Source organism: Cystobacter fuscus (genome assembly GCF_002305875.1).
Classification (GTDB): Bacteria; Myxococcota; Myxococcia; order Myxococcales; family Myxococcaceae; genus Cystobacter; species Cystobacter fuscus_A.
Genome location: NZ_CP022098.1, coordinates 10167315 through 10194314 on the forward strand (window position 1 = coordinate 10167315; position 27000 = coordinate 10194314).

The following is a 27000-nucleotide window of genomic DNA, read 5'->3' on the forward strand; positions in this document are numbered from 1 at the left end:
AGGGGGCACACCGAGATGCCTCGTGCCCCCTCCGCGCCGCCTCCCGTCATCGACGAGGAGGCGCTCGTCCACCAGTTCCCCGGAATCGACCGGCGCGCGCTGGGCGCCTTCTACACGCCGGCACCGCTGGTGGAGCGCACCCTGGCCCTCGCGCTCGAGCACGTGGGGGACGGGCCGCTCGCGGTGGTGGACCCGGCCTGTGGCGCGGGAGCGTTCCTCTCGGCCGCGGCACGGGCCCGACCCGAGGCCCATCTGGCTGGCCTGGAGCTGTCTCCCGATGTGGCCCGCGCCTGTCAGGCACGCCTTCCCCTCGCGGACATCCAACAGGGAGACGCCCTGCGCGGAGGGCTCGAGCCACTGCTGGCCCGCGTGCCTTCCACCCACCGCGAACTGTGGCTCGGCAATCCGCCCTACAACGGCAAATCGGCGCTGCTGAAGGACCGGGCCGCGTATGAGCGCCTGAGGGCCCTGCTGCCCCTCTCGCTGCCACCGGGCACGAGCCTGCGCGACGACTTCGCCTTCTTCCTGCTGCTCGCCGCGCACCGGCTCGCCTCGCGTCCCGGGGTGCTGGCCTTCATCACCCCCACGAGCCTCCTCGACGCCTTCCTCTACGCACCCCTGCGCGCCACGCTGCTGCGCACGCTGACCCTGCGCGAGGTGGTGAAACTGGGCCCGGGCGCCTTCGCGGGCACCCAGGTGCGCACCTGCATCACCGTGTGGACCTCGCCTCCCGAGCCGCGCGGCCCGGCCCTCTACACACCGTTCACCGCCATGGGTCCGGCACGCGCGGAGTCCTTCGTGCCCGAGGCGCCCGAGTGGCGCCTGCAGCCCACGCCCACCGAAGCCGCCGAGCTGGATGCGCGCTGGCGCGCCGAGGGCGAGCCGCTCACCACGCTCGTGCCGGTGAGCCTGCCCGGCGTGAAGACGCGCTTCGATGAATTGCTGGTGGATGAGGACCCGAGCAGGCTGCTCGCGCGGCTCGAGGACTTCGCGCGCACGCCCCTGGAGGAACTCGCGACATTCGCCCGGGCGTGGAACATCCCCGAGCCCCTGCTACCCAAGCTGCGCGCCCTGAAGGACGGGCCCGCCTTCGCGGTGGAGGCCGCGTGCGTGCGGCCCTTCTTCCGCTACGCGGGTGCTCGGCACCGAGGCCACGTCCCCGCGGAGGCGCGCGCCTTCTGCTACCTCGATCGGCGGCTGATTCCTCGCGGCGACCACCGGCTGCGGGGGCCGTGGGATCCGCACCGGGGAGAGGTGAAATTGCTCTTCAACGTCCGCGAGCTGCCCCTGTCCGCCGCGCTCCTGGAGAAAGAGGGCTGCGTGCATGACCATCGGCACGCCCGCTTCGCGCCCTTGTTCGTCCCCCAGCGGCTCCGGGACGAGGGACTCGGGCTCACCCGTGTCGCTCGCTCCACAGAAGAGCTGGGCCCCCTCGTGCCCAATCTCTCACCTCGGGGACTGGCCTGGGCGGAGCGATGCGGAGGGCCACTGGCCGCCTTCCAGGCACTCGTGCGCTTCCTCAACGGACCCGAGGTGCAGAAATGCTGGGCGCCCGTTCATGGTGCCTCGCGCGTGGTGCCGGTTCCCCTCGGGGTTGGGGACTGAAAATCCACGTCGAGTTCAATGCTCCTCGATCCGGTCCGGGAAGGGCGCGGCCTGGAGCAGCCTGCGGTTCCTCACGTCCACCGCGTAGTGGATGCCATAGTGGGGCTGGGTCCACTGGTCGAAGACGAGGATGTCCGCGGTGAGCCACACCAGGCCCGAGAAGGGCCTCAGCTCCGAGAAGGCCGGTCCCCTCAGTTCCAGGAGCGATTCCCGGCCCACGGGCTGCACGAGCACCCGGCACCCCGGCTCACACGTGGCGAAGGCCTGGAAGCGCCCATCCGGGCTGAGAGCACGCTCATCCAGCTCGGTCCCCGAGGGAAGCGCGGGCACCTCCACCAGCGAGAAGCCCTCGTTGGGATTCTCCATCGCCCACGAGCGGCTCACATCGACCACGTGATGGTGGGGATCCCCGAGCGGAACGGGAGCCTCGGGCTTCCCGGAGCGGACGGAGCGGCAGGCGGGCCCCGCCAGCGACACCAGCAGGAGCACTCCAGCGCAACGGGTCGCGGCAGTCGTCATGATGGGCCCCCTGTGACTACTTGAGGATGCGGACCCGGGACTTCTTCCTGCCGTACGCATTGCCCTCGCTCAGACTCGTGGGGCCCAGGAAGACGTCGATGTGCTTGCCGTTGATGCCGCCTCCCGTGTCCCACGCCACGAACTTCCTGCCCGGATAGCTTTCAATCTCCAGCCGACTGCCGAGCGGAATGACGCTGCGGTCCACGGCGACCGACTCCCACTTCACCGGGTTCTTCCACGTGCCGCCAATGCCCTTGGTGAACCAGGTGTCCCGCCCCTTGGGCCCGCCCTTGCTCCAGTTGATGGTGATGAACTCACCCGACTCGGTCTGCCCCGTTCCCTGGAAGGTCACCCCTGTCTTCGCCTTGAACAGGAAACCCTCGCGGTACTCGCCCTCGAGCCCGTTGGCCTTGACCTTCTTGTCATGGGCGAACACCGGATCCGTTTCCATGACAATGATGTAGTGGGTGATGACGAACCCCTCCATCCAATCACCGGCTGCCATGTGCGTGGCTCCTCGTGTCGACAAGGGACGGCCCTGGAGCCTACCACAGGAAAATTCGAGGCACGCGGACAATTCCGCCACGCTGGTTTCTCGTATTGTGGAATCGTGACACGTACTTGCCCTGTCTGGCGCATGTCGGCTAGAGCACACCGACAGTCTTGTGGGTTGGGGCCTCGAGCCCCTACGGCTCGACATCGGTTCGGGTGGGGTTGAGCCGGTTCGTTTCATACGGAATGGAGTTGCACCATGGTCGCTCGGGCACTCGTGCACCTGTTGGGAGAGACTCCTCTATTCCTGTTCGAAGTGACGGGTCTGGGAGAGCAGCTCAAGGTGCTCCGCTTCTCGGGCTCGGAGGGGCTGTCGAGCCTCTTCGAGTTCCAGCTGGAGGTGGCCTGCGAGAACCAGGATCTCGACTTCTCGCAGGTGGTGGGCAAACCGGGGGTGCTGTCGCTCAATGGCGAGCTGGTACCCCGGTACGTGCACGGCATCGTCAGCCGCTTCGAGCAGGTGAACGAACAGCCGCGCTACGCCCTCTACCGGGTCACGGTGGTCCCCATGGTGTGGCGGCTCCACCACCGGCACGACTGCCGCATCTTCCAGAAGCTGGACACTCCCGCCATCCTCAAGAAGGTCTTCGAGACGGCCGGAGTGCCCGCGGACGCGGTGCGCTTCTCGCTGGTGAACAGCTACGAGCCACGCGACTACTGCGTGCAGTACCGCGAGTCCGACTGGGCCTTCGCCAGCCGCCTCATGGAAGAGGACGGCATCTTCTATTTCTTCGAGCACCACGAGGACAAACACATCCTGGTGTTCGGCGACAAGGAGTCGGCGCTCAAGCCCATCGACGGGGTGGAGGCGCTGCCCTTCCGCCGCGCCACGGGCGGCGTGGTGCAGGAAGACCACGTGGCGCACTTCCGCCGCATGCAGGAGGTACGTCCGGGACGCACGAGCCTGCGGGACTTCAACTTCAAGAAACCCGGCCTGCCCATGGAGGCCCAGCACGAAGCCGAGGTGGATGCGGACCTGGAGGTCTATGACTATCCGGGCGAGTACCAGGACCCCGGGCGCGGCGCATCCGCCAAGGGCACCACGATCGCCCGGTTGCGGCTCGAGGCGTGGCAGGCCTCCCGGATGCAGGCCCAGGGTGAGAGTGATTGCGAGCGCCTGGCGCCTGGGCGGCTCTTCACCCTCCAGGAGCATTCGCGCGAGGACTACAACGGCCGCTGGCTGCTCACCCACGTGAGCCACACGGGCAGCCAGCCGCAGGTGATGGAGGAAGAGTCTCGGCAGGGCGAGTTCAGCTACTCCAACTACTTCACCTGCATCCCGGAGAAGGTGCCGTACCGGCCCGCGCCGGTGACGCCGAAGCCGCATGTCCGGGGAGTCCAGACGGCGGTGGTGGTGGGCCCCGCGGGCGAGGAAATCCACGTGGACGAGTGGGGCCGGGTGAAGGTCCAGTTCCACTGGGATCGGCAGGGCAAGCTGGACGAGAACAGCTCCTGCTGGGTGCGCGTGAGCCAGCTCTGGGCGGGCGAGGGCTGGGGCGCCATGTTCATCCCGCGCATCGGCCAGGAGGTCATCGTCGACTTCATCGAGGGTGACCCGGACCGGCCGCTCATCATCGGCCGCGTGTACAACGGCGCCAACCTGGTGCCCTACGAGCTGCCGGCGCACAAGACGAAGAGCACCATCAAGTCCAACTCCTCGCAGGGCGGAAACGGCTACAACGAGCTGCGCTTCGAGGACGAGAAGAAGAAGGAGCAGTTCTTCATGCACGCCGAGCGCAACATGGACGTGCACGTGAAGAACGACTCGTTCGAGAACATCCTGCACGACCGCCACCAGACGATCGGCGCCGTGGGCAAGGACGGCAAGGTCGGCGACCGGAACGAGCTGGTGTACCGGGACAAGAGCCTCACCGTTCACCGCCACAGCCAGGAGCACGTGGGTGGGGACCTGAAGCTGCTGGTGGGCGGCATCGACGGTGCGGGAGACGTGGACATCGTCATCAAGTCCAACCGCATGGAGCTGGTGCACAAGAACAGCCACCTGCACGTGAAGGAGAACCTGAACGAGAAGGTAGACGGCGTGCAATCGCTGCAGGTGGACAAGGACCTGCACGTGAAGGTGGGCGGGCTGCACGCGCTGGAGGCGGGCAAGGAGATCCACCTCAAGTCCGACAAGATCGTCGTCGAGGCGGCCAGCGGCATCACCATCAAGGGGCCGGGAGGCTTCATCACCATCGACGCGAGCGGCATCGCCATCAAGGGCACCCTGGTGCAGATCAACACCGGCGGCTCGGCCCTGTCCGGCAGCGGGGTGTCGCCCATCGACCCCACGGACGCGGTGGAGGCCACGCCCACCGTCCCTACCCCTGCGGATGACGGAAGCAGTCCCTGAGAGGAGAACCCGATGCCTCCAGCAGCACGAATCTCGGACGTGCACGTGTGCCCCAAGGTGGAGCCGGGCCCCGTGCCACACGTGGGCGGCCCCACGACCTCGGGTGAGGGCACGGTCCTCATCGGCTATCAACCGGCGGCACGGGTGGGGGACTCCCTGCTGTGCACGGGCCCGGGTGTGTCGGACTCCATCTCCCAGGGCGAGGCCACCGTCATCATCGGCGGCAAGCCTGCGGCCCGCCTGGGAGACCCGACCTCCCACGGGGGCGTCATCGTCGCGGGTTGTCCCACGGTGGTCATCGGCTCGTCCGCGCAGGGGCAGACCATTTCGATCGCCGCACGGGATGGCGTGCCCTTCTGCGAGGAGTGCGAGAAGCGCAAACGGCAGCAGGCCCAGGAAACCTGAGAGGGCGGCCGATGAGCACGCAAACCAAGCGCCATGCCATCCTCCAGGTGCGCTGGGGACCCATGGCCCATCACAAGGCCATCATCGAGCCCGGCCAGGTGCTCCGGGTAGGGCGCGCCCCCTCCACGGGGCTGGCGGTGCCGCACGACGCCCAACTGGCGGAGGAGCAGTTCGAAATCTCCTGGAGCGGCAAGAGGGGCTGGATGCACGGCATGACGGGCCCCACGGGGATGCTGCTGGACGGCGAGCAGGTGGAGCAGGGCGAGGTCTTCAACGGCACCTGGCTGCGCGCGGGGCAGACGGACTTCTCGGTGTACTTCGAGCGGACCACCCCACCGCGTGAGCCCGAGCAGCCGGAGCCCTCCTGGCTGGTGAACTACAAGGCCCGGGCCCTGGAGGTGCTGCGCGCCCAGAGGGCCCCGCTGTATGCCGTCGTCGACGCGGCACGCGACCAGCGCATCCTCGAGCTGTTGCACGAGTCGGTAGAGGAGTGCCACTCGCTCTATGAAGGGCCGCAGGGGACGGCGCTGGCGGAGGTGGCTCCCTACCTGGTGAGCCTGCCCCGGAAGGACTCGTGGCTGCTGGAGGCGCTGGTCCAGGAGGGCTGGGGTGCCCACTGGGGCGTCTACCTCCTCTGTGCCCAGCCCGTGATCCAGCTGCGGCGCCACTTCCGCAAGTTCCTCATGGTGGAGGCGGAGGGCGTCGAGAGCAGGCTCTACTTCCGTTACTACGATCCTCGAGTGCTGGGCACCTTCCTCCCCACGTGCCCACCAGCGTCGAGGAAAGAGTTCTTCGGGGACATCGAGGGCTTCATCTTCAGCGGCACGGATGGGGAGGTCATCGAAATACCTTCCCAGGACGACAAGCGTCCGCCGGGCCGGATCGGAACAATGGGCTGACACCATGGTTGCTCGCGCACACGTACACGAGGTGGGAGCAGCACCTGTCTTCCTGTTCGACATCGGGGACTTCGACACACCCATGCGGGTGCTCCGCTTCTCGGGCTCGGAGGGGCTGTCGAGCCTCTTCGAGTTCCAGGTGGAGCTGGCCTGCGAGGACCACGACGTCGACCTCGCGCAGGTGGTGGGAAAGACGGCGCTGCTGGCGATCCGCGGGGAGGCGGGCTTCCGCCATCTGAGTGGCATCATCGGCCGCTTCGAGCAGGTGAACGAGCAGCCGCACTACGCCCTCTACCGGGCCACGGTGGTCCCCATGGTGTGGCGGCTCCACCACCGGCACGACTGCCGCATCTTCCAGAAGCTGGACACCCCCGCCATCCTCAAGAAGGTCTTCGAGACGGCCGGAGTGCCCGCGGACCGGGTGCGCTTCTCGCTGGTGAACAGCTACGAGCCGCGCGACTACTGCGTGCAGTACCGCGAGTCCGACTGGGCCTTCGCCAGCCGCCTCATGGAAGAGGACGGCATCTTCTATTTCTTCGAGCACCATGAGGACAAACACATCCTGGTGCTCGGCGACAAGGAGTCGGCGCTCAAGCCCATCGACGGGGTGGAGGCGCTGCCCTTCCGCCGCGCCACGGGCGGCGTGGTGATGGAGGACCACGTGGCGCGCTTCCGCCGCGTGCAGGAGGTGCGTCCGGGACGCACGAGCCTGCGGGACTTCAACTTCAAGAAGCCTGGCCTGCCCATGGAGGCCGACCACAAGGCGGAAGTGGATGCGGACCTGGAGGTCTATGACTATCCGGGCGAGTACCAGGACTCCGGGCGCGGCTCATCCGCCAAGGGAGCCACGATCGCCCGGTTACGGCTCGAGGCGTGGCAGGCCTCCCGGATGCAGGCCCAGGGTGAGAGTGATTGCGAGCGCCTGTGTCCGGGGCGAATGTTCTCGCTCCAGGAGCATTCGCGCGAGGACTACAACGGCCGCTGGCTGCTCACCCACGTGAGCCATGAGGGCAGCCAGCCCCAGGCCATGGATGAGGAGGCCGCACAGGAGGACTTCAGCTACTCCAACGCCTTCACCTGCATCCCGGAGAAGGTGCCGTACCGGCCCGCCCGGGTGACACCCAGACCTTATGTCCGAGGAGGACAGACGGCGGTGGTGGTGGGCCCCGCGGGCGAGGAAATCCACGTGGACGAGTGGGGCCGGGTGAAGGTCCAGTTCCACTGGGATCGGCAGGGCAAGCTGGACGAGAACAGCTCCTGCTGGGTGCGCGTGAGCCAACCCTGGGGCGGAGAGCTGTGGGGAAGGATGTTCATCCCGCGCATCGGCCAGGAAGTCATCGTCGACTTCATCGAGGGTGACCCGGACCGGCCCATCATCACCGGCCGCACGTACAACGGCGCCAACCTGGTGCCCTACGAGCTGCCGGCGGAGAAGACGAAGAGCACCATCAAGTCCAACTCCTCGCAGGGCGGAAACGGCTACAACGAGCTGCGCTTCGAGGACGAGAAGAAGAAGGAGCAGTTCTTCATGCACGCCGAGCGCAACATGGACGTGCACGTGAAGAACGACTCGTTCGAGAACATCCTGCACGACCGCCACCAGACGATCGGCGCCGTGGGCAAGGACGGCAAGGTCGGCGACCGGAACGAGCTGGTGTACCGGGACAAGAGCCTCACCGTTCACCGCCACAGCCAGGAGCACGTGGGCGGCAACCTGAAGCGACACGTGGGCAGCATCGACGGTGCGGGAGACGTGGACATCGTCATCAAGTCCAACCGCATGGAGCTGGTGCACAAGAACAGCCACCTGCACGTCAAGCAGAGCGTGCTCGAGAAGGTGGACGGCATCCAGTCGCTGGCGGTCGGCAAGGACCTGCACACCTCGGTGGGCCAGATCCACGCGGAGGAGACGGGCAAGGAGATCCACCTCAAGTCCAACAAGATCGTCGTCGAGGCGGCCAGCGGCATCACCATCCAGGGGCCGGGAGGTTTCATCACCATCGACGCGAGCGGCATCGCCATCAAGGGCTCGATGGTGCTGATCAACAGCGGCGGCGCGGCCCTGTCCGGCAGCGGGGTGTCGCCCACCGCGCCCAAGGACGCGGTGGAGGCCGTACCCACCGTGCCGGCCCTGGCGGATGATGGAAAGGTCCGTGCACCCAGTGGTCTGCCGGTGGCGCAGGGCGCGACGGAGCTCGCGCCCATCAAGCCGATGAACCTGGCAGCCACCATGCTCCCCATGGCGCTGCTGCAGTCCCGCCCGCCCACCGTCACGTGCGTGCAGCTCGCGCAGCAGATCGACGAGATGGACCACGCCCAGGTCCGCGCCGCCCTCGCGGCGGACGTGTACAACCAGACCGGCGAGCCCGGCACGCTCCCCGAGGGCTTCACCCGGACCAGCAACGACCCCGAGAAGCTCCGGGCGCTCTTCAAGGGCCGCCTCTCCGACGAGGAGCTCAAGAACCTCACCGCGCCCGAGGGCTCCAGCTACCGCGCCGCCATCTACCAGGACCAGAACGGGAAGACCTACCTGTCGTTCCGCGGCACGGAGAACAAGGAAGGCTTCAAGGACTGGAAGGAGAACCTCCTCCAGGGCGCCGGCATGGAGAGCGAGCACTACGAGAAGGGCAAGAAGCTGGCCCAGCTGCTCAACCGCGCCGTGGGACCCGGCAACCTGGAGATCATCGGCCACTCGAAGGGGGGAGGCATGGCGGCCGCGGCGGGCCTCGTGACCGGCGCCAAGACGACGACCTTCAACCCGGCGGGCGTCCATCCGAACACCGTGTCCGGCATGAACATGTCGAACGCGGCGGCCAACATCAACGCCTACGTCGTGGAGGGCGAGGTCCTCAACTGGGTCCAGGACAACCGGGCGGTGATCCAGGGAGGGGCCGTCGTCGCGGGCACGAAGCTGGGCGGCCCCATTGGCGGAATGGTGGCCGCGATGCTCGTCCACGGCACGTTGCCCCAGGCCACCGGCCGGCGCGTGAACATCCTCCCGAGCAAGGACTTCAAGCCCGCCTGGTATGACCCCGTCCTGTACCGGGTGGATCTGCATGGCATGGACCAGGTGAAGAAGAGCCTCGATGAGCACCGGGAGACTCTCCAGAACACGTACGTCGCCAACGGGTGCGAGGCCCAGCTTGGAAAGCGGTAGAGGGGTAACCGATGATGCGCCGATGGCCGTGGCTGGCTTGGGCCGCCATGCTCTCGTTGTTTGGTGGGTGTTCGAGACAGGGAGGAGCAACAGTGTCTGGCCCAGATAGCTATTTCGAGAAGCCCGCGGACAAGCAGATGGCCCGGGCCGTCGCCGATGGGGACGTCGCGACGATCCGCCGGCTGCTCGAATCCGGCGAGGTCGATCCGCTGACCGTCGGCCGCGACGCAACCCACTGGCTGACCATCGCCATCGCCGCGCGTCAGAAGGAGTCACTCGACACGCTGCTCGAGCTGGGCGCCCTGGGTGACCCAAAGGGGAAGATCGCCGGACAGGCCCTGTACTCCGCCACGCTCCTGGATGACCTGTACTGGCTGAAGCGTCTCCACGCCGCCGGGGCGGACCTCAACAACTACGGCGGTGGGGATCTCCTGCTCGAGGTGGCGATGAACACCCGGAACCGGGCGACCCTCGACTTCTACCTGGAGCACGGCGCCAACGTGAACATGCGCTCGAACGTCGGCGGCTCCGTGGCGCTGTCCGCGGCGGACCTGCGGCGCTTCGACCTCGTGAACGAGTTCCTCGACCGCGGCGCCTCTCCCTGGGTGATGGACTCGTTCGGGACGACGCTGGGGTATTCGGCCGAGGAAGCGGCGACCGTCCCCGCGTGGGACCGCCGCAGCCCCATGAACAAGGAGCGGGAGCTGGTGCTGGAGCGACTTCGCGCGATTGGCTTTCCCAGCCCCGCGCCCACGCCCGACGAGGGCCACGCCCTGCGGGAAGCCAGGAAGTGGCCGCCGCCCAACGTGCCCGGGAAGGCGCCGCGCCCCTGAGCCATCCACTCATTGGGCAGGTTCTTGCTGCCCTCACCTACCAGCCGGACCGCCTCGGCCCTGAACTCCGGAGTGAAACACCGCCCCTCCCTTCGCTCCATGGAGAAGCTGCTTCCCAGCGTCAGACGGGACCCCCCCATCATGTTCCGAATCGCGAAAGAGCAATTACAGGCATTAGCCACCACGGTGGAGCAATCCTTCATCAACCGGACGGTGCACCAGCTGCGCGAGGACTTTCCCTCGGAAATAGAGGCGCACGGGCTGCAGGGCCCCGCCCTGGAAGCGCTGGTTCACCGAGGAGTCGCGGATGCGACGGCGTTCGGCATCACCCAGGGGGACGACGTCCGGCTCTACATCGAGTGCATGCTGGTCCTCTCTCCCCGCTTCTCCAATGACCCGCAGTTGCCCTGGGCCACGGAAATCCTGCGGCGCGAGGATCTCTCCGGCACCGCCAAGATGGACCTGATCCACGATCACCTCGTGTTTGGAGTTGGAGGTGAGGGAGTCACCCGCGCGTGAAACGGGCCAAACTTCCCATCAATGCCCGGGCGGCTCGAATCGCCAACGAGAAGCTCATGGCGACAACGGGGGGGCAGGCCCTGGACCCGCTTTCGAGCACGAACGTCCCCCAGCGAGAGCAATGGCTGAAGGATTACGCCGCCGCTGGGGGGAAAGTCGAGGAGGCGAACACCTCGACGAACTCGGTCAAGTCAGCGGTCCAATCCTGCCCGCTCCGGCACATCGATCTGCAGTACCGGCACGCGGACAGCACCCCCGTTGCCGGCGCCCAGTACGTCGTCCTCTCCCATACAGGAAAACACCTGCACCAGGGGACGCTCGACACCAACGGGCAGGCTCACATCACCGATGTGCAATCCCACGTCACGTCGTTCCAATTCTACTTCCACAAGGACCCCGCCACCTACACGCCCCTCAAGAAACCCTCCGCCCAGCCCCAGGCGGAGCCCGTTCGCGGCATCTTCGACGAGATCCTCGATTGGATCTGGGGCACCCTGCAGGGCGACTTCAACAAAGATCCCTCCCTGAGCCAGATCGCGGTCAACACCGTGCTCGGGCTCATCCCCGTCGTGGATCAGGCGCTCGACCTGAGAGACATCATCGCGGGGTTGAAGGACATCATCGAATACTACATGGAGGACTCGGAGCGCCAGGAGGCGCATGAGGACGTGCTCGGGCTCGACTACGAGCTGTGGCTATGGCTCAACGTCTTCATCATCGCGCTGGGCTGTATCCCCGAGCTCGGGTCCGTCATCAAGGGCGTGCTCAAGGCCCTCATCGTCTTCCTCATGGAGGCGGGAAAGAAGGCGGAGGACCTCGCTCCCCAACAGCTCCAGAAGCTGTGGGGAATGCTGGTCGAGGTCCTCAATTACTTCGGCAAGGGCAACGCGCACCACTGGCTCAAGGAGTTTCCCTCCAAGCTCGACGGCTGGATGGCCACGGCCACCAGCAAGATCAAGGCGTGCCTCGATACCATCCAGGAGCTCATCCAAAAGGCGGAGGCGTACACCAACCAGCAGCTCGCGAAGTGGGTCCTGGAAGAGAAGCAGCTCAACGACATCAAGAAGAGCCTCCAGGAGATCAAGACCACGGTCCAGAAGGCCCACGGCCGTCTGGACACGATGAAGCAGCAGGTGAACAAGTGGATCCGTGAGCAGGTGGAGGAAGTGCTCCCCGGCAAGAACCTCGCCCTGCAGAGCGGGCTCACGAGCACGGCGGGCCACTCGACCCCCAACGTCCGGAACCAGAAAGCCACCCCGCCCCCCGACAAGCTCCCCGAACATCCCCACCAGAAGAAGCTGCGCTCCCCCAAGCACGGAGACAGCGATGGAGGACCGGGCCAGTGGGCCAAATCGCCCAAGCGGGGCAAGGGCGTCGCATATCAGGAGCAGGTCACCGGAATCGACCGGGGCACCGAATACGCCGTCCCCGCCAATACCAAGAGCGGCAAGGTCCTCTTCGACGGCTACAAGGACGGAAAGCTGATCGATGCCAAGGATTGGAAGAAGTGGCCCATCCCGGACAAGGACTTCTCTACTCAAGCCGTCCTCTCGGATGCCAGGAAGCAAGTCCAGGCCGCCAAGGGAGTGCCCATCGAGTGGCACGTCTCCGACAAGGGCAGTGCCGATCTGGTGCGCTCGATCTTCAAGGAAAACAATCTCAAGGGTATCAAAGTCATTCACACCCCCAAACCGTAAGGGCGTTGGCGCATGGCAAGTCAATTTCTGGGTACTTATTGGATGAACCGGCGGCTGACGCTGCGTCACTATATTGCCACCACCCGGCACTACCTGCTCGAACTGCAGAAGCTGCACCCGATGTTCCACGAACTGGTGGCCTGGGGAGGCACGGCGAAATCCCGGGTCGAGCTGGGGCCGAGCTTGAGCCACCTGGAAGATGCCATCCACCGTCTGGGCCGGGACAAGGACTCGCTCTATACCCACCTCCGGCCAGACGGCGGCCTCTCCCCCGAGTCCGAATGCGAGAGCGGCTTCCTGATGGTCTACTCCAATGACAAGCCTCTGGAGGAAGGAAGGATCCAGCTCCGGATCACCGCGGGCGTCAGTTCCCCCTGGTTGAGCAACTCCGTGGTGATCAACCAGCACGTCGCCCGCACCTCGGAGATGCTCGATCCCAAGCTGGTGAAGCAACTGATGGGCGTGACGGTGAAGAGTTGGAAACCCCAGCGGGGGCTCGTGGCCGCCCAGGAGTTCGCGGAAAAGGTCGAGCCCGAGAGCGAAGACTGGTCGGTGGGCTGGCTGACCTATCTGGCCAATCCAGCGGCGAGACTGACCCTGCCCCCCGGCGTGGAGTCGGAGACGCTGGACGAGGGCGTGCTCATCTCCCTCATGCGAGAGCCGCCCTCGGCCGACAACCCCGCCCATGTCGAGTTGGCCCGGCGGCTCAAGGACTCCCTGGTGGCGAGAGGGCTGCTCACCTGAGCTGGAACACCCCGCTCGAAATGCCCCGAGGCGCGAGGTATATACCCCCCCGCGCCGAGCCACAGGAGCACCCGGACGATGCAACTGCGACTGAAGTACCCCGCCATCCCCGAGGCCGCGCCGGACCACGCCCAGCTCTGCGTCTCCGCGGCCCAGAACATCGACGGTGTCTCCCTGGACTACTCCGTGGAGAGCCTGGCGAAGCTGGACGAGGTCATCGAAGGACTGCGACAGGACGGCATCAGCACCCAGGAGGTCGCCGAGACGCTGTTCAGCTTCGGCTGCTATGTGGGCGAGGTCTTCGTCCGGCATGCCAAGGGCCAGTGGCGCCTGGCGGCCAGGACGCCCATGGCGCGTGCGGCGGGTTTCCCCCTCGTCATCCAGCTCGGCGCCAACACCTACTGCAATCCCATTGGCAAGGTGTTCAAGCGACTCGAGGAGGGCCAGGAGCATGAGCTGACGCTGTTCTACAGAGCGTTCACCACGTAGGCAGGGCTCGGTTCCCCATCCAGCGAGTCGGTGAGCCCGGCGGCGCCATACGCGTGGACGCGGGCCGATTGGACTCCAGCTTGGAGAGGAAGACGGTCAGTCTGAACCCCTCCCGTAACACTTCCTTAAGATGTGGATGGGAGAGATGCCTGACGGCCGCGACGACACGCGGCACCGCACGGGATGGGCCCCGTGCCTCGGAGGCATCGACCATGAGTAGCGAGACCAAGACCCACAACCCCACGCCCATGCTGACGCGCCGCAAGCTGCTCTACGGCATGGGACTCGCCGCGGCGGCCGTCCCTCTCGGCCAGTTCCTCGCGGCCTGTGGTGAAGGCACCGATGGCTCGGGTACTGGCACGCCCGACCCCATGGACAGCGTCGTCGATCCCGGCGCCTGGGCCACCGGCGGCACCAAGGCGATGACCGCCCTGAGCAGCTACCCCGATCCGTTCGCCGCGGGACTGGGCACCGCGTGCGCGCTGACGTGCGAGGCCACACTGGGGCCCTGCTACGCCACCACCGTGGAGCGCGAGGACATCACCGAGGGCGAGGACGGACTGCCCGTGCGCCTGGCCTTCCTCATCGTGGACGAGACGTGCAAGCCCATCCCGGGCGCGACCCTCGACATCTGGCACTGCGGTCCGGATGGCCTGTACTCGGGAGAGGACGCCAGCGACTTCTGCACCACGGGTGACACGCGGGCGCGCTCCGCGCGGTGGTACCGCGGCGTGCAGACGACGGACGCGAACGGCCGCGTCAACTTCAACACCTGCTTCCCGGGCTGGTACAGCAGCCGCACCGTCCACATCCACTTCACCGTGCGCCTCGACAACCAGGAGTACGTGACGTCCCAGTTCGTCTTCGACGACACCCTGGACGACGAGATCATCAACTCCCAGCCGCTCTACAACACGCGCGGCCCGCGCGACACGACCAACTCCACCGACAACGTCGTCTCGGCCGAGAGCGCTCCCGAGTACTCCTTCCAGACCAGGCGCATGGCGGACGGCGCCATGCTCGCCTGGAAGACGATCGTCATCCGCTCCTCGCTCTCCAATGCCTCGTGCTCGGTCCCGGGCGGCGGCGGTGGTGGCGGCGGACCCCGCCCGCCCGGCGATGGCGGCATGGGTCCTCCCCCGGGTGGTCGGGATGGTGGCGGCATGGGCCCGCCTCCCGGCTGGGATGGCGGAACGTTCCCCTGAAGCACCTTCCGCGTTCCGAGGGGCGATATCCTCCATTCCGGACCCTCGCCCCACGGAACAGCCCTTGAGCCCGTCCTCCCTCCTCATCCGCCGCGCCGGACCCGATGACGCCGAAGCCTCGGCGAAGCTCTCGGCGGCCACGTTCACCGAGACCTTCGGGCACCTCTACCCGCCCGAGGATCTGCTCGCCTTCCTCACCGAGCACCATACGGTGGAGGTCCACCGCCGGGTGCTCGCGAGCGAGGCCCATGGCACCTGGTTCGTGGAAGCGGACGGGGAGCCGGTCGGCATCGCGCTGGCGGGGCCCTGCTCCCTCCCCCATCCCGAGGTGCGCGAGGAGGACGGGGAACTCAAGCGGCTCTACCTGCTCAAGCGCGTCCAGAATGCCGGCCACGGGGAGCGACTGTTCCGCACGGCGATCGAGTGGCTCGAGCGCGACGGCCCGCGGACCCTGTGGATCGGCGTCTGGTCGGAGAACCACGGCGCGCAGCGCTTCTACGCACGCCATGGCTTCGTCCGGGTCGGCGAGTACAAGTTCCCGGTCGGGCGCGTCCGGGACCATGAGTTCATCCTGCGGCGCGCCCCCCGGCCTCCCGCCTAGAAGGTCAGCACCGCACCCGTCTCGATGCCCAGCGCGGTGCGTGCCGCCCCGATGCGGGGCACATCCACGTCCTGCAACCGGAAGCGCGAGCGGAAGAGGAAGCCTTCCAGCACGAAGGCCAGTTGGCGCAGGGGCCTGAACTCGTAACCCAGACGCACCGAGCCGTTGTGTTGCAGACCCGGCCCGGTGCCCGAGAGCGTGGCGGTGCCGAAGGCCGGAGGCTCGCCCGTGGTGGGCCCCGAGTAACCGTAGGAGGGCACCACCTTCTCCGGGTCCAACACCCGCTGGTAGCCCGCCATCCCGTAGATGGCGTGGGGGCCCGCGATGAGCTGGCGCACGGAGATGAAGCCGCCCACTTCCCGCATGTCCTCCGCGAGGCGCCCCTGCGCCAGCGTCAGCAGGCCCAGGTTGGCGGAGTTCTGCCCGGCATTGAGCTCCACCCGCACGTTGGTGTTCGCGGTGGGCGACAGCTCGGAGAAGAGCGAGACGGAGACGGCGGCGCCAAAACGCTCATCCGCCTGGCCCAGGTTGAAGGGCACCCGCGTGGCGATGGCCGAGGCCCCCACCCGGCTCTTGCCGAACTTGTAGGCGCCGCGCACCGCCAGGGTCGGCGTGAAGGCCAGCTCGAAGGCCGCGTCCTTGGCCGCGTTGTTCGGCGTGGGAAACCCCAACGCCGCGCCCAGCTCGAGCGACGGTGTCGAATAGAGATACTTCACCTGCTGGCGCATGAAGGCGGTGTTTCCCCCCTGGAAGAGCGCGCCCACCAGGTTGATGCCGTGCGGGTTGAGGGGCGCGTGCAGATCCCAGTCCTGCCCCAGCGACAAGACATGGTTGGGATTGAAGGCATAGTCCACCCGCGCGATGCGCACACGGGGCAGGCTCGCCACGGTGGGCGTGGCCTTGGCGAAGTCCACGAAGTCGATCTCGAGCTGCGCGCGCGCGCGCCCCTTCTCGTTGAGCCAGAAGCCCACCCGCGACTGCGCCACCTGGAAGGAGTAGCGAGCCTTGTCCGGAGCGTTGGAGAAGACAGGGTTGCCCGCGGCGGTGATCGCCACCGCGTTGGGCTGGTTGTAGGACTCCACCGCGCCCGTGGCGGCAATCAGGCGCGGGTTGAAGGTGCCATAGAAGCGGAAGAGGTTCTCCTCTTCCGGGGTGGAGGGCGGAGGGGGCGGAGGCGGAGGCTGGGTGGCGGCGACCGGCGCCGTGGCCTCACTGGAGCCGGGCGTCTGGGCCAGCGCACCGGGGGCGGAGCAGAGACCCGCGGTAGCGAGCAGTGCGGCGATTCGAGCGTTCTTCATGACGTCTCCTGGTGGCACGAGGCGCGGGAGCATGCCGGACTCCCCCCGGCGGCCATCCCCCGAAGGCTACCTGTCCTCCCTCTCTGTTGAGCAGGTTTCGTTGGACGCACCGCGTCCAACCTCCACGAAGTGCCCCGCGCTCAGCGCTTCGTCATGTCGAACAGGGCACGCGCCTGCGAGTCCAGGAAGCCATCGAAGCCGGGGACCCGCTGGGCGATCTCGAAGTAGGCATAGGGCCAGGAGCGCGTGCGGCCGTCCCGGAGCGTCACGGTGACGGGGGCCGCGTGGGTGGCCGTCTGGCGCAGATCTCCCCCCGGTGCTCCCTCGATGTCTCGCTTCATGGGCACGCCCGCCTCGAGCATGCGCCGCTGCCACACCTCCACGTCATCCACCGCGCCGGTGAAGTGGTTCACCTTGCGGCCGAAGGCGAGCAGCCACGCGCCATATTGGGACTCCCGCTCCAGCGTGAGCAACGCCGACTCCTCGGGCGGAGGAGGCGCGGAGAACCAGTTGGCGAGCGCCTCGATGGACGTGGGGGCCGGAGGATCCACGGGCAGCGCGGCCAGCAGACGCTGGGCCTCCGCGGAGAGCTTCTCGGCGTGGAGCTCGGAGATGAAGACGCGGGGCAGCCCCTCCGGATGGGACATGTGGATGGCGGAGAGGTGTGTCTCGGGGAAGGAGTACGTCCCCGCCGGCTTCCAGCCGAAGCGCTCGAAGACGTGGACGAAGAGCGCGATGCCCCCGCCGGACCGGGCCAGCGAGCGCAGCGCGATGTGATCATTGCGGAAGCGTCCGCCGGACAGCTCGGCGAAGGTGCGCGCGTAGGGAACCTCGGCGGAGTAGCGTTCCCACAACAGATCCAACAGGCGGGTGGCGTCAGGGCTCATGGCCCGCTGTCATAGCCGCAAGCGAGGGCACGTCCCAAGCGGCCCGAGGTGCAATCAGAGGAGCGCCTCGGGGACATCGACATGGCGCGAGCGGAGCCACTCTCCGAGCGCCTTGCCTTGTGGATCGAAGCGCGTCGAGGACGACACGCCCTCTCCGAGCAGGCCGTCGATGACGAAGTTCAACCCGCGCAACCGGGGGAAGAGGTGTCTTTGGATGGGGAGGTCCCGGGTCTCGGGCAACAGCTCACGAAGCCGTTCCGGTGTGAGCGTATGCACGAGCCATCGCCAGGCTTCATCCGTGCGGACCCAGAGGCCGATGTTCGCGGTGCCGCCCTTGTCTCCACTCCGCGCGGCGACGACCCGGCCGAGCGCCACCCGGCGCATGGGCCCTGGAGGTAGCGGCGCGGGAAGCGACGGGGCCTCCACCGCCGCGAGGGCCAGCGTCTGTTGCGATGAAGGAATGCCCACCCGAGTCCCATCCGGCACAACGGCGACATGCTCGACGAGCGCCGCGTCGACATAAGCCGGGGTGTAGACGCCATACGGCATGCCGTCCGTGGGAGGTGTCGTCATGGTGAAGCCCGGGTAGCTCGCCAGGGCGAGTTCGATGGCCGCCCCACTGAAGACACGCCCCACCTTCTTCTCGTCTGGATCCTTCGCCACGACGCGCAGGAACGCGGCCGCCTGTTCTTCCGTGGAGGCATCCTCCCGATCGGTCCGGACGAGCGTCCAGTGCAGCTCCCGGGGCTTCTTGGGGAGGGCGGCCTCGAGCTGCTCGCGCACCAGGCGGGCCTTCTGCTCGATGTCGAGCCCCACGAGCACGAAGGTCATCTCGTTGCGAAAGCCACCGAGGTGGTTCAGGCAGACCTTCAGGGTGGGCGGAGGCGGCTCGCCGCGTACCCCGGAGATGCGCACGCGGTCGCGCCCCACGGCGGAGAGTTCCACGGTGTCGAAGCGCGCCGTCACGTCGGGGCCCGCGTACCGGGCGCCCTCGATTTCGTAGAGCAGTTGCGCGGTCACCGTATCCACGGACACCGCGCCTCCCGAGCCCTCGTGTTTGGTGATGATGGACGTGCCGTCGGCGTGGAGTTCCGCGAGGGGGAACCCGGGGCGGCGCGCGTCGATCTCCGTGAAGAAGGAGTAGTTGCCCCCCGTGGCCTGGGCACCGCACTCGAGCACATGGCCCGCGGCCTGGGCGCCCGCCAGACAATCCCAGTCATCGCGCCGCCAGCCGAAGTGGGCGGCCGCCGGTCCCACGACGAGCGAGGCATCCGTCACGCGTCCGGTGACGACGATGTCGGCCCCCGCGCGCAAGCACTCGGCGATGCCCCACGCACCCAGGTAGGCATTCGCCGTGAGCGGCGTGCCCAGCCCGAGCGCCCCGGCACGGGCCAGGAGTTCATCTCCCTCGACGTGCGCCACCCGGACCTGGAGTCCCAGCCGCTCGGCGAGCGCCCGGAGCGCGGTCGCGAGCCCCGCGGGGTTCAACCCTCCGGCGTTCGTGACGATCTTCACCCGCTTCTCGACGGCGAGCGCCAGGCACTGCTCCATCTGGCGGAGGAAGGTCTTGGCGAAGCCGCCATTCGCATCCTTCAGCCGATCCCGGCCGAGGATGAGCATCGTCAGCTCGGCGAGGTAGTCGCCCGTGAGGACGTCGAGCTGTCCCCCCTCGAGCATCTCGCGGAAGGCGGAGAAGCGATCGCCGTAGAAACCCGAGGCATTGCCGACACGAAGGGGGGAGGCGCTCATGCCCCCCTAGACATAGCCGAAGCGGCGGCGCAGGAACCACTCGGCCCCCATCAACCCCACGAGCGCCACGAGGTAGTACCAGCGATCCCACAGCGGCTTGTCCTTCGCCCGGCCCACCTCCACCACCGGAGGGTCCAACAGCGGCACATCGTCCGGCAGGCCACTCATGGGCAACCGGTACGCCTTGCCCCCGGTGTACTTCGCGATCTGCTCCATCAGCTCCGGCCGCACCGAGGCGTCCGACAACTCCGGGCCCACCGCGCGCACCGCCACCGCGTCCTCGCCCCGGCCCAGGTCCGTCTCGCCCTTCTTCGCCGTGGCCACGAGCTTGTACGGCCCGGGGGCGGGCGGAGGAAACTCCAGCCGCACCACGCCATCCGGCCCCGTCTGGCCCGTCTGCACCGCCACCGGCTTCTGCGTGTCCACCGACACCAGCTCCACCCGGACCTGGGCATCCTGGGCCGGCTGATAGTCCGACGTGCGCGACGCCACCACCACGCCCACGGGCCGGCCCGGCTCCACCGAGGGAGGATCCGCCGTCACGTTGAGCGTCGTCAGGTCCGGGTCGCGCACCAGCCAACGCAGCGCGTTGCCCCAGAAGCGATCATAGGTGCGGCTGGGCGAGCCCTCCTTGTGTGCGGTGAAGGCCCAGTACCAACTGGCGTCCGTGGCCAGCACCATCGCCCGGCCCCGGCCGTAGTCCCACACGGCCACCAGCGGCGCGTTCTTCCCCTCCGACGTGAGGAAGGGATGGTCCATGAGCACCGTCGCTCCCGGCTTGGCGCGCGTCAGGTTGGCGCCCGGAATGGCCGGCAGCTCCGCCCACGCCGCCTCCGTGCTCGTGCCTCCCGAGGCCATCGCCGTCACCGGGTGGCGCATCCCCTCGGGCGTCAGCCGCGCCTTGAAGGAATCGACGTTGGCCGGGCCCGCGCCCTCCAACGGCAGCGCCTCGTAGAGCGTGGGCATGTTCGCCCGGCCCTCGCCCAGCACGCTGTCCCCGCCAATCATCACCATCGCGCCGCCGTTGTGCACGTAGCGCTCGAGGTTGCGCTCGTACTGGGCGATGGACAGCGACGAGTCCGAGTAGCCGAAGTTCTGGAAGATGACGACGTCGAAGGTGTCCAGCTTCGTGTCGAAGATCTCCTCCATGGGGAAGGGGATGAGCGACAGCTCGCGCTCCTGGCTCACCACGCCCGGGTCATCGGACATGGTGCGCAGGATGTAGAAGGACACCATGTCCACGTTGGCGTCCTGGCGCAGCAGGCCGCGCAGGAAGCGCTCGTCCCACGAGGGCTTGCCCACCACCAGCAGCACGCGCACCCGGTCGCGGATGACCTTGAGCACGAAGGAGCGCGTGTTGTTGTCGCCCACCGCCTCGTCCGGGTACACCGGCACGCTCACGGTGTAGACGAAGCGGCCCGTCTGGTCCGGCGTGAAGGTGAAGCCAATGGGCTTCACGTCGTCCGAGGACTCGAAGCGCACGGACTTGCTCGCCACCACCTTGCCTTCCTGCTTGAGCACCACCGGCACGTCCTGGCCGGAGAAGCCCCGGCCGTGCACCTCCACCTCCACGGTGAGCGAGTTGCGCACGAAGGCGAAGTCATCCACCTTCACCCGCTCGACGGCCAGGTCCTTGAGCGCCTCCTGGCCCACCACGAAGGTGGACACCGGCACGCCCAGGTCCGCGAGCGCCGCGCGCGCCCGGCCCACCGCCCCACTGGCCAGCTCCACGTTGTCCGCGCCATCGCTCAAGAGCAGCACGCCCCCGAGCTTCTTGGCCCCCTGCGCCCCCGCGCCCACCGAGCGCAGGGCCGACAGCAGGTCGGACGTGCCCGCGCGCGCCGGCTCCTTCGTGAGCGTCTCGGTGGTGACGGGCGCCAGCTCCGGGTCGAAGCCATACACCTCCACCGCGTAGCGGTCCTGGAGCGCCGCGAGTCCCGGCGCGGCGCCCTCCAGGAAGGCGGCCGCCTCGGCCGAGCGCGTCACGCCCCCGGGCTCCACCGGGAAGTTCATGGAGGCCGAGCGGTCCACCAGCACCGCCAGCCGGTTCTTCATCCGCGCCACCTGGAGGTTGCGGATGCCGGGCTCGAGCAGGAAGAAGAGCGCCGCGAGGCCCGCGCCCAGGCGCAGCCCCCACAACGTCCAGCGCCGCGCCCGCGCGGGCTCGCGCCGCACGCCCCACGCCGCCAGTCCCACGCCGAGCGCCACGCCCACCCCCAGCAGCACCAGCACCCACATGGGCAGCGGCGAGAGGCTGACGAGCTTCCAGGCATTGAAGGGAGTGGTGTCCATGAATGACAGTCGAAGTCCCGCGCGTCAGCGGCGCTTGTTGAGGATGAGCGGCAGGTGGACGGCGTCATCCTTGTAGTCCAGGCAGAGCGCGTACATGCAGAGATTGATGCCCAGGCGCACCGCCAGCTCACGCTGGGGCTCGCCCCCGGGGGTGACGTCGAACTCGTAGTCGCCCAGCTCGCCGCGGCTCCACGCCCCCGCCAGGTCGTTCTGCGAGTACATCACCGCCGCGCGCTTGCCCACGTTCGCCGCCTCGAGCTGGGGCTTGTTGAGCACGCGGCCCGGCGCGGAATCCAGCAGGAAGAAGCTCTTGAAGACCACGTGGGTGGAGGGCACGGGGGTGAGTGGGCTGCGGGGCAGCACCCGGGCGATCTCCCGGCGGAAGCTCGCGTCGAAGCCGTCCCCGTCGCTGCCGTCATTGGCGTCCGCGAGCAGGAAGCCGCCGAAGGTGAGGTAGCGCCGCAGGTTCTCCACCTCCGCGGTGCTGAAGGGAGGAAAGCCCCCGTCTCCGCCCAGGTAGAGAAAGGGGTATTCGAAGATTTCCGGACTGGAGAGGGCGAAGGGGCGGGCATCGGGCAGCACCTCCACGGAGGTACGCCGTTGCACCTCCCAGGAAATGCGCCGCAGACCGGACAGGCGGGCATCCCAGCGGCCGCCATGCCGGGCCACCGCGGGGATGAAACGGCTCTTTTCTCCGAAGGCGGACGCACGTCCGGCCAGCAGCGGGACGAGCGCCGCGCTCCCGAACAGCAGGTGGCGACGGCTAAGGGGGCGCACGGGCATGGGGGCCCTATATACCGTCGACGCGCCCTCGCATTCCCCGCTATACAGGAGGGCCATGGCGAAAGGCGGACAGACGCCCAGGGAGCCCGTATCCCCCCGGATGCAGGCGGCATGGAAGCTCAAGGAAGCCGGGGACGTGGTGGCCGCGCGGCATGCCGCCGAACGGCTCCTCGCCGAACCCTCGGCTCCCGAGGACACGGCCCAGGCCGCGGAGCTGTTGCGCCGTGGCACCACGCCCCCCGCTCTCTACGGCTACGCGGCCCTGGCCGCCTTCTTCCTCGTGCTGCTCGTGGTCCTCGCCGCCACGCGCTACTAGGACAATCCTCTTGGACGCCTACCTCGAGGCCCTCAAGGCCTACCAGAGCTTCAACCCCGCGGGCTGGGTGGCCCTCTACCGGGTGCTGCCCATGTGGGCCGGCATCGTGTGCGGCGTGCTGGGGCTGATCCTCCTGCTGGCCGGAGGCGGTCGCCTGTTCCGCGTGCTGGCCGGCCCCATCGGGGCGTGCATCGGCCTGGGATGGACGGGCCTGCTCATCACCCGCTTCTCCCTCGGGTGGGTGGATCCGCGCCTGATCAACGTCATCGCCGCCGCGCTCACCCTCGTGGGGTTCCTCTTCCCGCCCATCATCGTCTACCTGGGCGTGGGCATCCCCCTGGGTCTGCTCGGCGGGGAGATCGCCGGGCCCAACGACTTCGTCATCGGGTTCGCGCCGGGCCTCATCCTCGGAGGGCTGATCGGCGTGGTGCTCTACCGGCAGATGGCCGCCATCATCGCCTCGTGCTTCGGCGGGTGGCTGCTGGTCATCGGGGCCATGGCCGCCCTGCATCGCTTCACGGGCCTGGTGGGTGTCATGGCCAAGCAGCCCTGGGGCATCGTCATCGCCGCGGGCCTCTTCGCGCTCGCCGGCAGCATCTACCAGATCGCCGTGCGGCCCTCCCCCGAGGAAGCCGAGCGGCAGCGCGCCGAACGCCAGAAGCTCAAGCAGCGCAAGGCGGAACAGAAGGCCCTCGAGAAGCGTTGGAGCGTTCCCCGGGGCGGCGACTAGGCCCCGGGACTCGGTCTTTACCTGCACCTGGGCCGCGCGTAGAGTCCGCGCCCCCCTCACCCTCCCCCCGGGACGAGCGACACCGATGCGCCAGGCCAGACGCAAGGAGAAGAACGCCGAGACCAGGGAGCCCAGGCGCTCCGAGCCGCCGCCGGAGCCCTCGCCGGAGCCCACCGCGGGGCGGCCCCAGGAGCCGGCCACGGAGGCCCCGCCCGCCTGGAAGAAGCCCGAGGGTCTGTCCCTCGGGGGCTGGGCGGTGCTCGGCGCCGTGCTCGTCCTCTTGCAATTCCCCCTCATCCACTACGCCCTCTTCCGGGGCGAGCCCGCCACCACCACCCGGGTGCCCTACGCCCAGGACTTCTCGGATCCAGGCGTGGTGGGGCGCGACTTCTTCTCCACCGGCGGCTTCTGGCGCGTGGTGAACGGCCAGCTGCTGTCACCCGGCGTGAGGAACAACCCGCTGTGGCTCCAGGCGTCACTGCCCGCGGACGTGGCCGTCGAGTTCGACGTGCGCTCCGAGTCACCCGAGGGCGACATCAAGGTGGAGCTCTTCGGCGACGGCTCCGACCACGCCTCCGGCTACATCTTCATCCACGGCGGGTGGAACAACACGCTGTCCATCATCGCGAGGCTGGACGAGCACGGCACGCCCCTGGACAAGCTCCAGCGCCAGGCGCAGCGCGTGGCGGAGCAGCGGGGCAACGCGCAGCAGGCGGGCCTCGTGGAGACGGGCGTCTTGCGCGCCAGGACACACATGCGCGTGGAAGCACGGCCCTATCCGGTGAAGCAGGGACAGACGTATCACTGGCGTATCGAGCGCAAGGGCTCGCTGCTACGCTGGAGCATCGACGGCAAGCCCTTCATGCAATTCGATGATCCCCTTCCCCTCGTGGGAAAGGGTCACGACCGTTTCGGGTTCTCCAGCTGGGAGGCCCAACTCTTCTTCGACAACCTGAAGATCGAGCCGCTGTAGCAACAGGAACCACTCCCAGCCACCCGCGGCGAATCAGGAATCAGGGGAACACAACGTGCGCAGAGTCGGAATCTTTGGCTGGGGAGTGGTCGCGCCCCGGTCCCGGAACATCGAGACCTTCGAGAAGAACCTCGCGACGTCGGAGAGCTGGCTGTCCGCGTTCAACGGCGGCTTCGGTCCCAACAACTTCCTGGTGGGCAACCCGGACTTCGACTTCGCCGAGTACAAGCCGTGGGTGGACGCGCGCTTTCCCGCCACGCGCTTCGCCCAGCTCGACAAGAAGATGGGCATGCCCACGAAGATGGCGATCGGCTCCTTCATCCAGGCACTGGGGCAGAACCCCGGGCTGGAGCAGGCGCTGCAGGCGCTGGGGCCCCGCGCCCACGTCTACGTGGGCACCGGGCTCGGGGACCTGCCCACCGTCCATGACATCACCCTGAACCTGCACCGCGCCCAGCGCCGCTGGGACCGCTTCTGGGCGGCGCCCGAGCGCAACTCCGCCCTGCGCCACTGGCTGGAGACGCGCGAGCCCCTGCCCGGCCTGCCGCCCGACCCCGCCACGGTGGAGGAGAACGACCGGGACGTGGCCGAGGAGGCGTGGTGGCACTTCTGGGCGGGTCAGTCGCCCGAGCTGCGCGAGTACCTCGCCGAGCAGAAGGAGATCGAGGGCCTGGGCGTGGAGAGCGGCAACGTGGAGGCCGCCAAGCTCGCCGTCATCAAGGAGAAGCGCACGCGCAACCAGCGCCTGCAGAAGAAGTGGGGCGCGCCCGAGCCGCCGTGGAACGCGGTGCCGGCGGAGATCCTGTGGAACATCCACAACATGCCCGCCTCGCAGATCTCCATCATGGGCAAGCTCACCGGCATGTCGTTCGCGCCCGTGGCGGCCTGCTCCTCGTTCGGCTACGGCCTGAAGCTGGCGCTCGATGCCATCCACCGCGGTGACGCCCAGGCGGTGGTGCTGGGCATGACGGATCCGCCGCCGCATCCGCTCGTGGTGGGCGGCTTCTACAACGCGCGCGTGGTGAGCGCGGACGGCGCCGTGTCCAAGCCCCTCACGCAGCTGCGCGGCACGCACGTGTCCGGCGGCTCGGTGGTGTGGATCCTCGGGGACCTGGAGCACTTCACCGCCCAGGGCTTCAAGCCGCTGGGCATGGAGCCGCTGAGCGTGGGCGTCACCTCGGACGCGGACCACATCATCACCCCCTCGAAGGAAGGCCCCACCGTGGCCATCCACGAGGCCCTGCGCCAGGCGGGCTTGAGCCCCGCGGACATGGGAAGCTGGGACTTGCACGCCACCGCCACCCCGGGGGACTACCTGGAGATGGAGACGTTGCGCGCGGTGCTGCCCGAGACGGTGCTCGTCACCGCGCGCAAGGGCACCTTCGGCCACGGCATGGGCGCCGGGGGTGGCTGGGAGCTGACGGCCCAGTACCTCGGCTACGCGCGCGGCCAGGTGTTCCCCACGCCCCTGAGCGAGGGCGAGCTCAACAAGGAGATCGGCCGCGTGCACGAGCGCTACGTGTTCGACTCGCCCGTGGCCTCGCCCCAGGGCTGCGCCGGCAAGCTGTCCATGGGCGTGGGCGGCATCAACGCCTGCGTCATCTCCCGCCCCTGGCGTTGAGGCGGGGCGCGGCGCCTAGTTGATCCGCACCGAGCCGCCCTCGGTGCGCACCTGCTCGATGGACAGGCCCATGAGCCGCGTCAACAGCTCGCGCGCCAGCTCGCGCGCCGTGCGCTGCTGCTCCGGCTGACGCGTGTCCCGCCCCTCCGAGTAGAGCCCGAGGATGATGGAGCCCGAGAGCACGGCGGACTCGTACAGCTCCTGCTTCTCCCGATCCGACAGCCGCTGCTCCTTGAGCCGCAGGGCGAAGCCGGCGTTGATCTGCCGCAGCATGCTCTCGCGCTGCTCGGGGCTGAGCGCCCGGCCGTCCTTGTGCACGCTGTAGGCGGCGCCGAAGAGGAAGTTGAAGGCACCCGCCAGGTTGTTCTTCAGGCGGAAGTCATCATCGCGATCGAGCTGCTGCTCGTACTGCCTGAGCAGCAGCATCAGGGATGCCTCGAGCTGCCGGCGCGCCTCCTTGTCCAGGCCGGGCACGGCCTCCGCCACGCGCTTGGGCATGATGGGGTTGCCCACGGTGCGAAACGACGACACCGACAGCGGCAACAACTCGGGGGAGATCGCCTCCCCGTCACCCCCTCGGCCCGACGGCTTGTCGCTCGAGGCTTCCGCGCGGCCCTTGCCTGGAAGGGAGATCTTGAAACCACCGCCCGCGAACACTCCGCTGTCGTACTCGCGGTAGGCACTCAGGGGCCGGGCGACCGCGGGCCACACCCCGCTGACCAGGGCGCACACCGTCGCGAGGACGGCGACCTTCCTGTAAACACCTCTCATGC

The 27000-nt window shown here is 68.2% G+C and carries 24 protein-coding genes; 16 read left to right on the forward strand and 8 right to left on the reverse strand.

The window, feature by feature from the left end; all coding sequences use genetic code 11:
• The first annotated feature begins 15 nt into the window (after nucleotides 1-15).
• The gene (locus CYFUS_RS41110) at nucleotides 16-1605 is read left to right on the forward strand and encodes an HsdM family class I SAM-dependent methyltransferase (protein WP_095990170.1); all 1590 of its coding nucleotides are present in this window, start codon (nucleotides 16-18) and stop codon (nucleotides 1603-1605) included.
• Between the two features lie 15 nt (nucleotides 1606-1620).
• Here the strand turns inward: CYFUS_RS41110 and CYFUS_RS41115 are convergent, their stop codons facing one another.
• Together CYFUS_RS41115 and CYFUS_RS41120 are read right to left on the reverse strand one after the other, a co-directional pair.
• A complete protein-coding gene (locus tag CYFUS_RS41115; protein ID WP_157758951.1) occupies nucleotides 1621-2124 on the reverse strand; it encodes a hypothetical protein in 504 nt (167 codons plus the stop codon).
• Between the two features lie 16 nt (nucleotides 2125-2140).
• Nucleotides 2141-2629, reverse strand: coding sequence for a 3D domain-containing protein (locus CYFUS_RS41120; protein WP_198316317.1), 489 nt, complete (start codon nucleotides 2627-2629; stop codon nucleotides 2141-2143).
• A gap of 246 nt (nucleotides 2630-2875) precedes the next feature.
• On the opposite strand from CYFUS_RS41120, the gene CYFUS_RS41125 reads away from it, so the two are divergent.
• The 11 genes from CYFUS_RS41125 to CYFUS_RS41175 all read left to right on the forward strand — a co-directional run bounded on the left by CYFUS_RS41125 (nucleotide 2876) and on the right by CYFUS_RS41175 (nucleotide 15578).
• Nucleotides 2876-5029 carry a type VI secretion system Vgr family protein gene (locus tag CYFUS_RS41125; protein ID WP_095990172.1) on the forward strand — a complete coding sequence of 718 codons (2154 nt, stop codon included), beginning with the start codon at nucleotides 2876-2878 and terminating at the stop codon, nucleotides 5027-5029.
• Between the two features lie 12 nt (nucleotides 5030-5041).
• Complete coding sequence (locus CYFUS_RS41130) at nucleotides 5042-5434, forward strand: PAAR domain-containing protein (RefSeq protein ID WP_095990173.1); 393 nt, start codon at nucleotides 5042-5044, stop codon at nucleotides 5432-5434.
• An 11-nt stretch (nucleotides 5435-5445) separates the two neighbouring features.
• Nucleotides 5446-6333 carry a DUF4123 domain-containing protein gene (locus CYFUS_RS41135; protein WP_095990174.1) on the forward strand — a complete coding sequence of 296 codons (888 nt, stop codon included), beginning with the start codon at nucleotides 5446-5448 and terminating at the stop codon, nucleotides 6331-6333.
• 4 nt (nucleotides 6334-6337) lie between these two features.
• Nucleotides 6338-9490, forward strand: a complete 3153-nt coding sequence (locus CYFUS_RS41140) for a type VI secretion system Vgr family protein (RefSeq protein ID WP_157758952.1) — start codon at nucleotides 6338-6340, stop codon at nucleotides 9488-9490.
• 92 nt (nucleotides 9491-9582) lie between these two features.
• Entirely contained in the window at nucleotides 9583-10323 is a 741-nt protein-coding gene (locus CYFUS_RS41145; RefSeq protein WP_157758953.1) for an ankyrin repeat domain-containing protein, read from the forward strand.
• Nucleotides 10324-10464: 141 nt separating this feature from the next.
• Nucleotides 10465-10842 carry a hypothetical protein gene (locus CYFUS_RS41150; protein WP_157758954.1) on the forward strand — a complete coding sequence of 126 codons (378 nt, stop codon included), beginning with the start codon at nucleotides 10465-10467 and terminating at the stop codon, nucleotides 10840-10842.
• Nucleotides 10839-12539, forward strand: coding sequence for a Tox-REase-5 domain-containing protein (locus tag CYFUS_RS41155; RefSeq protein WP_095990177.1), 1701 nt, complete (start codon nucleotides 10839-10841; stop codon nucleotides 12537-12539). Before CYFUS_RS41150 ends, CYFUS_RS41155 begins: the two co-directional genes overlap by 4 nt.
• A gap of 12 nt (nucleotides 12540-12551) precedes the next feature.
• A complete protein-coding gene (locus CYFUS_RS41160; protein ID WP_095990178.1) occupies nucleotides 12552-13283 on the forward strand; it encodes an Imm52 family immunity protein in 732 nt (243 codons plus the stop codon).
• Nucleotides 13284-13361: 78 nt separating this feature from the next.
• Nucleotides 13362-13772, forward strand: coding sequence for a hypothetical protein (locus tag CYFUS_RS41165; protein WP_095990179.1), 411 nt, complete (start codon nucleotides 13362-13364; stop codon nucleotides 13770-13772).
• A 212-nt stretch (nucleotides 13773-13984) separates the two neighbouring features.
• The gene (locus tag CYFUS_RS41170; RefSeq protein WP_095990180.1) at nucleotides 13985-14977 is read left to right on the forward strand and encodes a protocatechuate 3,4-dioxygenase; all 993 of its coding nucleotides are present in this window, start codon (nucleotides 13985-13987) and stop codon (nucleotides 14975-14977) included.
• Between the two features lie 64 nt (nucleotides 14978-15041).
• Nucleotides 15042-15578: a GNAT family N-acetyltransferase gene (locus CYFUS_RS41175; RefSeq protein WP_095990181.1), complete on the forward strand. Its 537-nt coding sequence runs from the start codon at nucleotides 15042-15044 to the stop codon at nucleotides 15576-15578.
• Here the strand turns inward: CYFUS_RS41175 and CYFUS_RS41180 are convergent.
• The 5 genes from CYFUS_RS41180 to CYFUS_RS41200 all read right to left on the reverse strand — a co-directional run bounded on the left by CYFUS_RS41180 (nucleotide 15575) and on the right by CYFUS_RS41200 (nucleotide 22587).
• Nucleotides 15575-16876 carry a hypothetical protein gene (locus tag CYFUS_RS41180; protein WP_095990182.1) on the reverse strand — a complete coding sequence of 434 codons (1302 nt, stop codon included), beginning with the start codon at nucleotides 16874-16876 and terminating at the stop codon, nucleotides 15575-15577. The two genes, CYFUS_RS41175 and CYFUS_RS41180, sit on opposite strands and share 4 nt — an antisense overlap.
• 140 nt (nucleotides 16877-17016) lie before the next feature.
• The gene (locus CYFUS_RS41185) at nucleotides 17017-17763 is read right to left on the reverse strand and encodes a DUF1338 domain-containing protein (protein WP_095990183.1); all 747 of its coding nucleotides are present in this window, start codon (nucleotides 17761-17763) and stop codon (nucleotides 17017-17019) included.
• 54 nt (nucleotides 17764-17817) lie between these two features.
• The gene (locus CYFUS_RS41190) at nucleotides 17818-19512 is read right to left on the reverse strand and encodes an acyclic terpene utilization AtuA family protein (protein ID WP_095990184.1); all 1695 of its coding nucleotides are present in this window, start codon (nucleotides 19510-19512) and stop codon (nucleotides 17818-17820) included.
• A gap of 6 nt (nucleotides 19513-19518) precedes the next feature.
• The gene (locus CYFUS_RS41195; protein ID WP_095990185.1) at nucleotides 19519-21804 is read right to left on the reverse strand and encodes a glutamine amidotransferase; all 2286 of its coding nucleotides are present in this window, start codon (nucleotides 21802-21804) and stop codon (nucleotides 19519-19521) included.
• 24 nt (nucleotides 21805-21828) lie between these two features.
• On the reverse strand, nucleotides 21829-22587 hold the full coding sequence (locus CYFUS_RS41200; protein WP_095990186.1) for a DUF4159 domain-containing protein: 759 nt from the start codon (nucleotides 22585-22587) through the stop codon (nucleotides 21829-21831).
• 55 nt (nucleotides 22588-22642) lie between these two features.
• Here CYFUS_RS41200 and CYFUS_RS41205 point away from each other — a divergent pair, with 55 nt between their 5' ends.
• The 4 genes from CYFUS_RS41205 to CYFUS_RS41220 all read left to right on the forward strand — a co-directional run bounded on the left by CYFUS_RS41205 (nucleotide 22643) and on the right by CYFUS_RS41220 (nucleotide 26227).
• Nucleotides 22643-22903 (forward strand): molecular chaperone DnaJ, encoded by a 261-nt coding sequence (locus tag CYFUS_RS41205; RefSeq protein WP_095990187.1) that lies wholly within the window; start codon nucleotides 22643-22645, stop codon nucleotides 22901-22903.
• A 10-nt stretch (nucleotides 22904-22913) separates the two neighbouring features.
• Complete coding sequence (locus CYFUS_RS41210) at nucleotides 22914-23633, forward strand: hypothetical protein (RefSeq protein WP_095990188.1); 720 nt, start codon at nucleotides 22914-22916, stop codon at nucleotides 23631-23633.
• Between the two features lie 85 nt (nucleotides 23634-23718).
• On the forward strand, nucleotides 23719-24606 hold the full coding sequence (locus CYFUS_RS41215; protein WP_095990189.1) for a hypothetical protein: 888 nt from the start codon (nucleotides 23719-23721) through the stop codon (nucleotides 24604-24606).
• A gap of 55 nt (nucleotides 24607-24661) precedes the next feature.
• Nucleotides 24662-26227, forward strand: coding sequence for a beta-ketoacyl synthase N-terminal-like domain-containing protein (locus CYFUS_RS41220; RefSeq protein ID WP_095990190.1), 1566 nt, complete (start codon nucleotides 24662-24664; stop codon nucleotides 26225-26227).
• Between the two features lie 15 nt (nucleotides 26228-26242).
• Here the strand turns inward: CYFUS_RS41220 and CYFUS_RS41225 are convergent, their stop codons facing one another.
• On the reverse strand, nucleotides 26243-26998 hold the full coding sequence (locus CYFUS_RS41225) for a DUF6683 family protein (protein WP_157758956.1): 756 nt from the start codon (nucleotides 26996-26998) through the stop codon (nucleotides 26243-26245).
• Nucleotides 26999-27000: the final 2 nt, after the last annotated feature.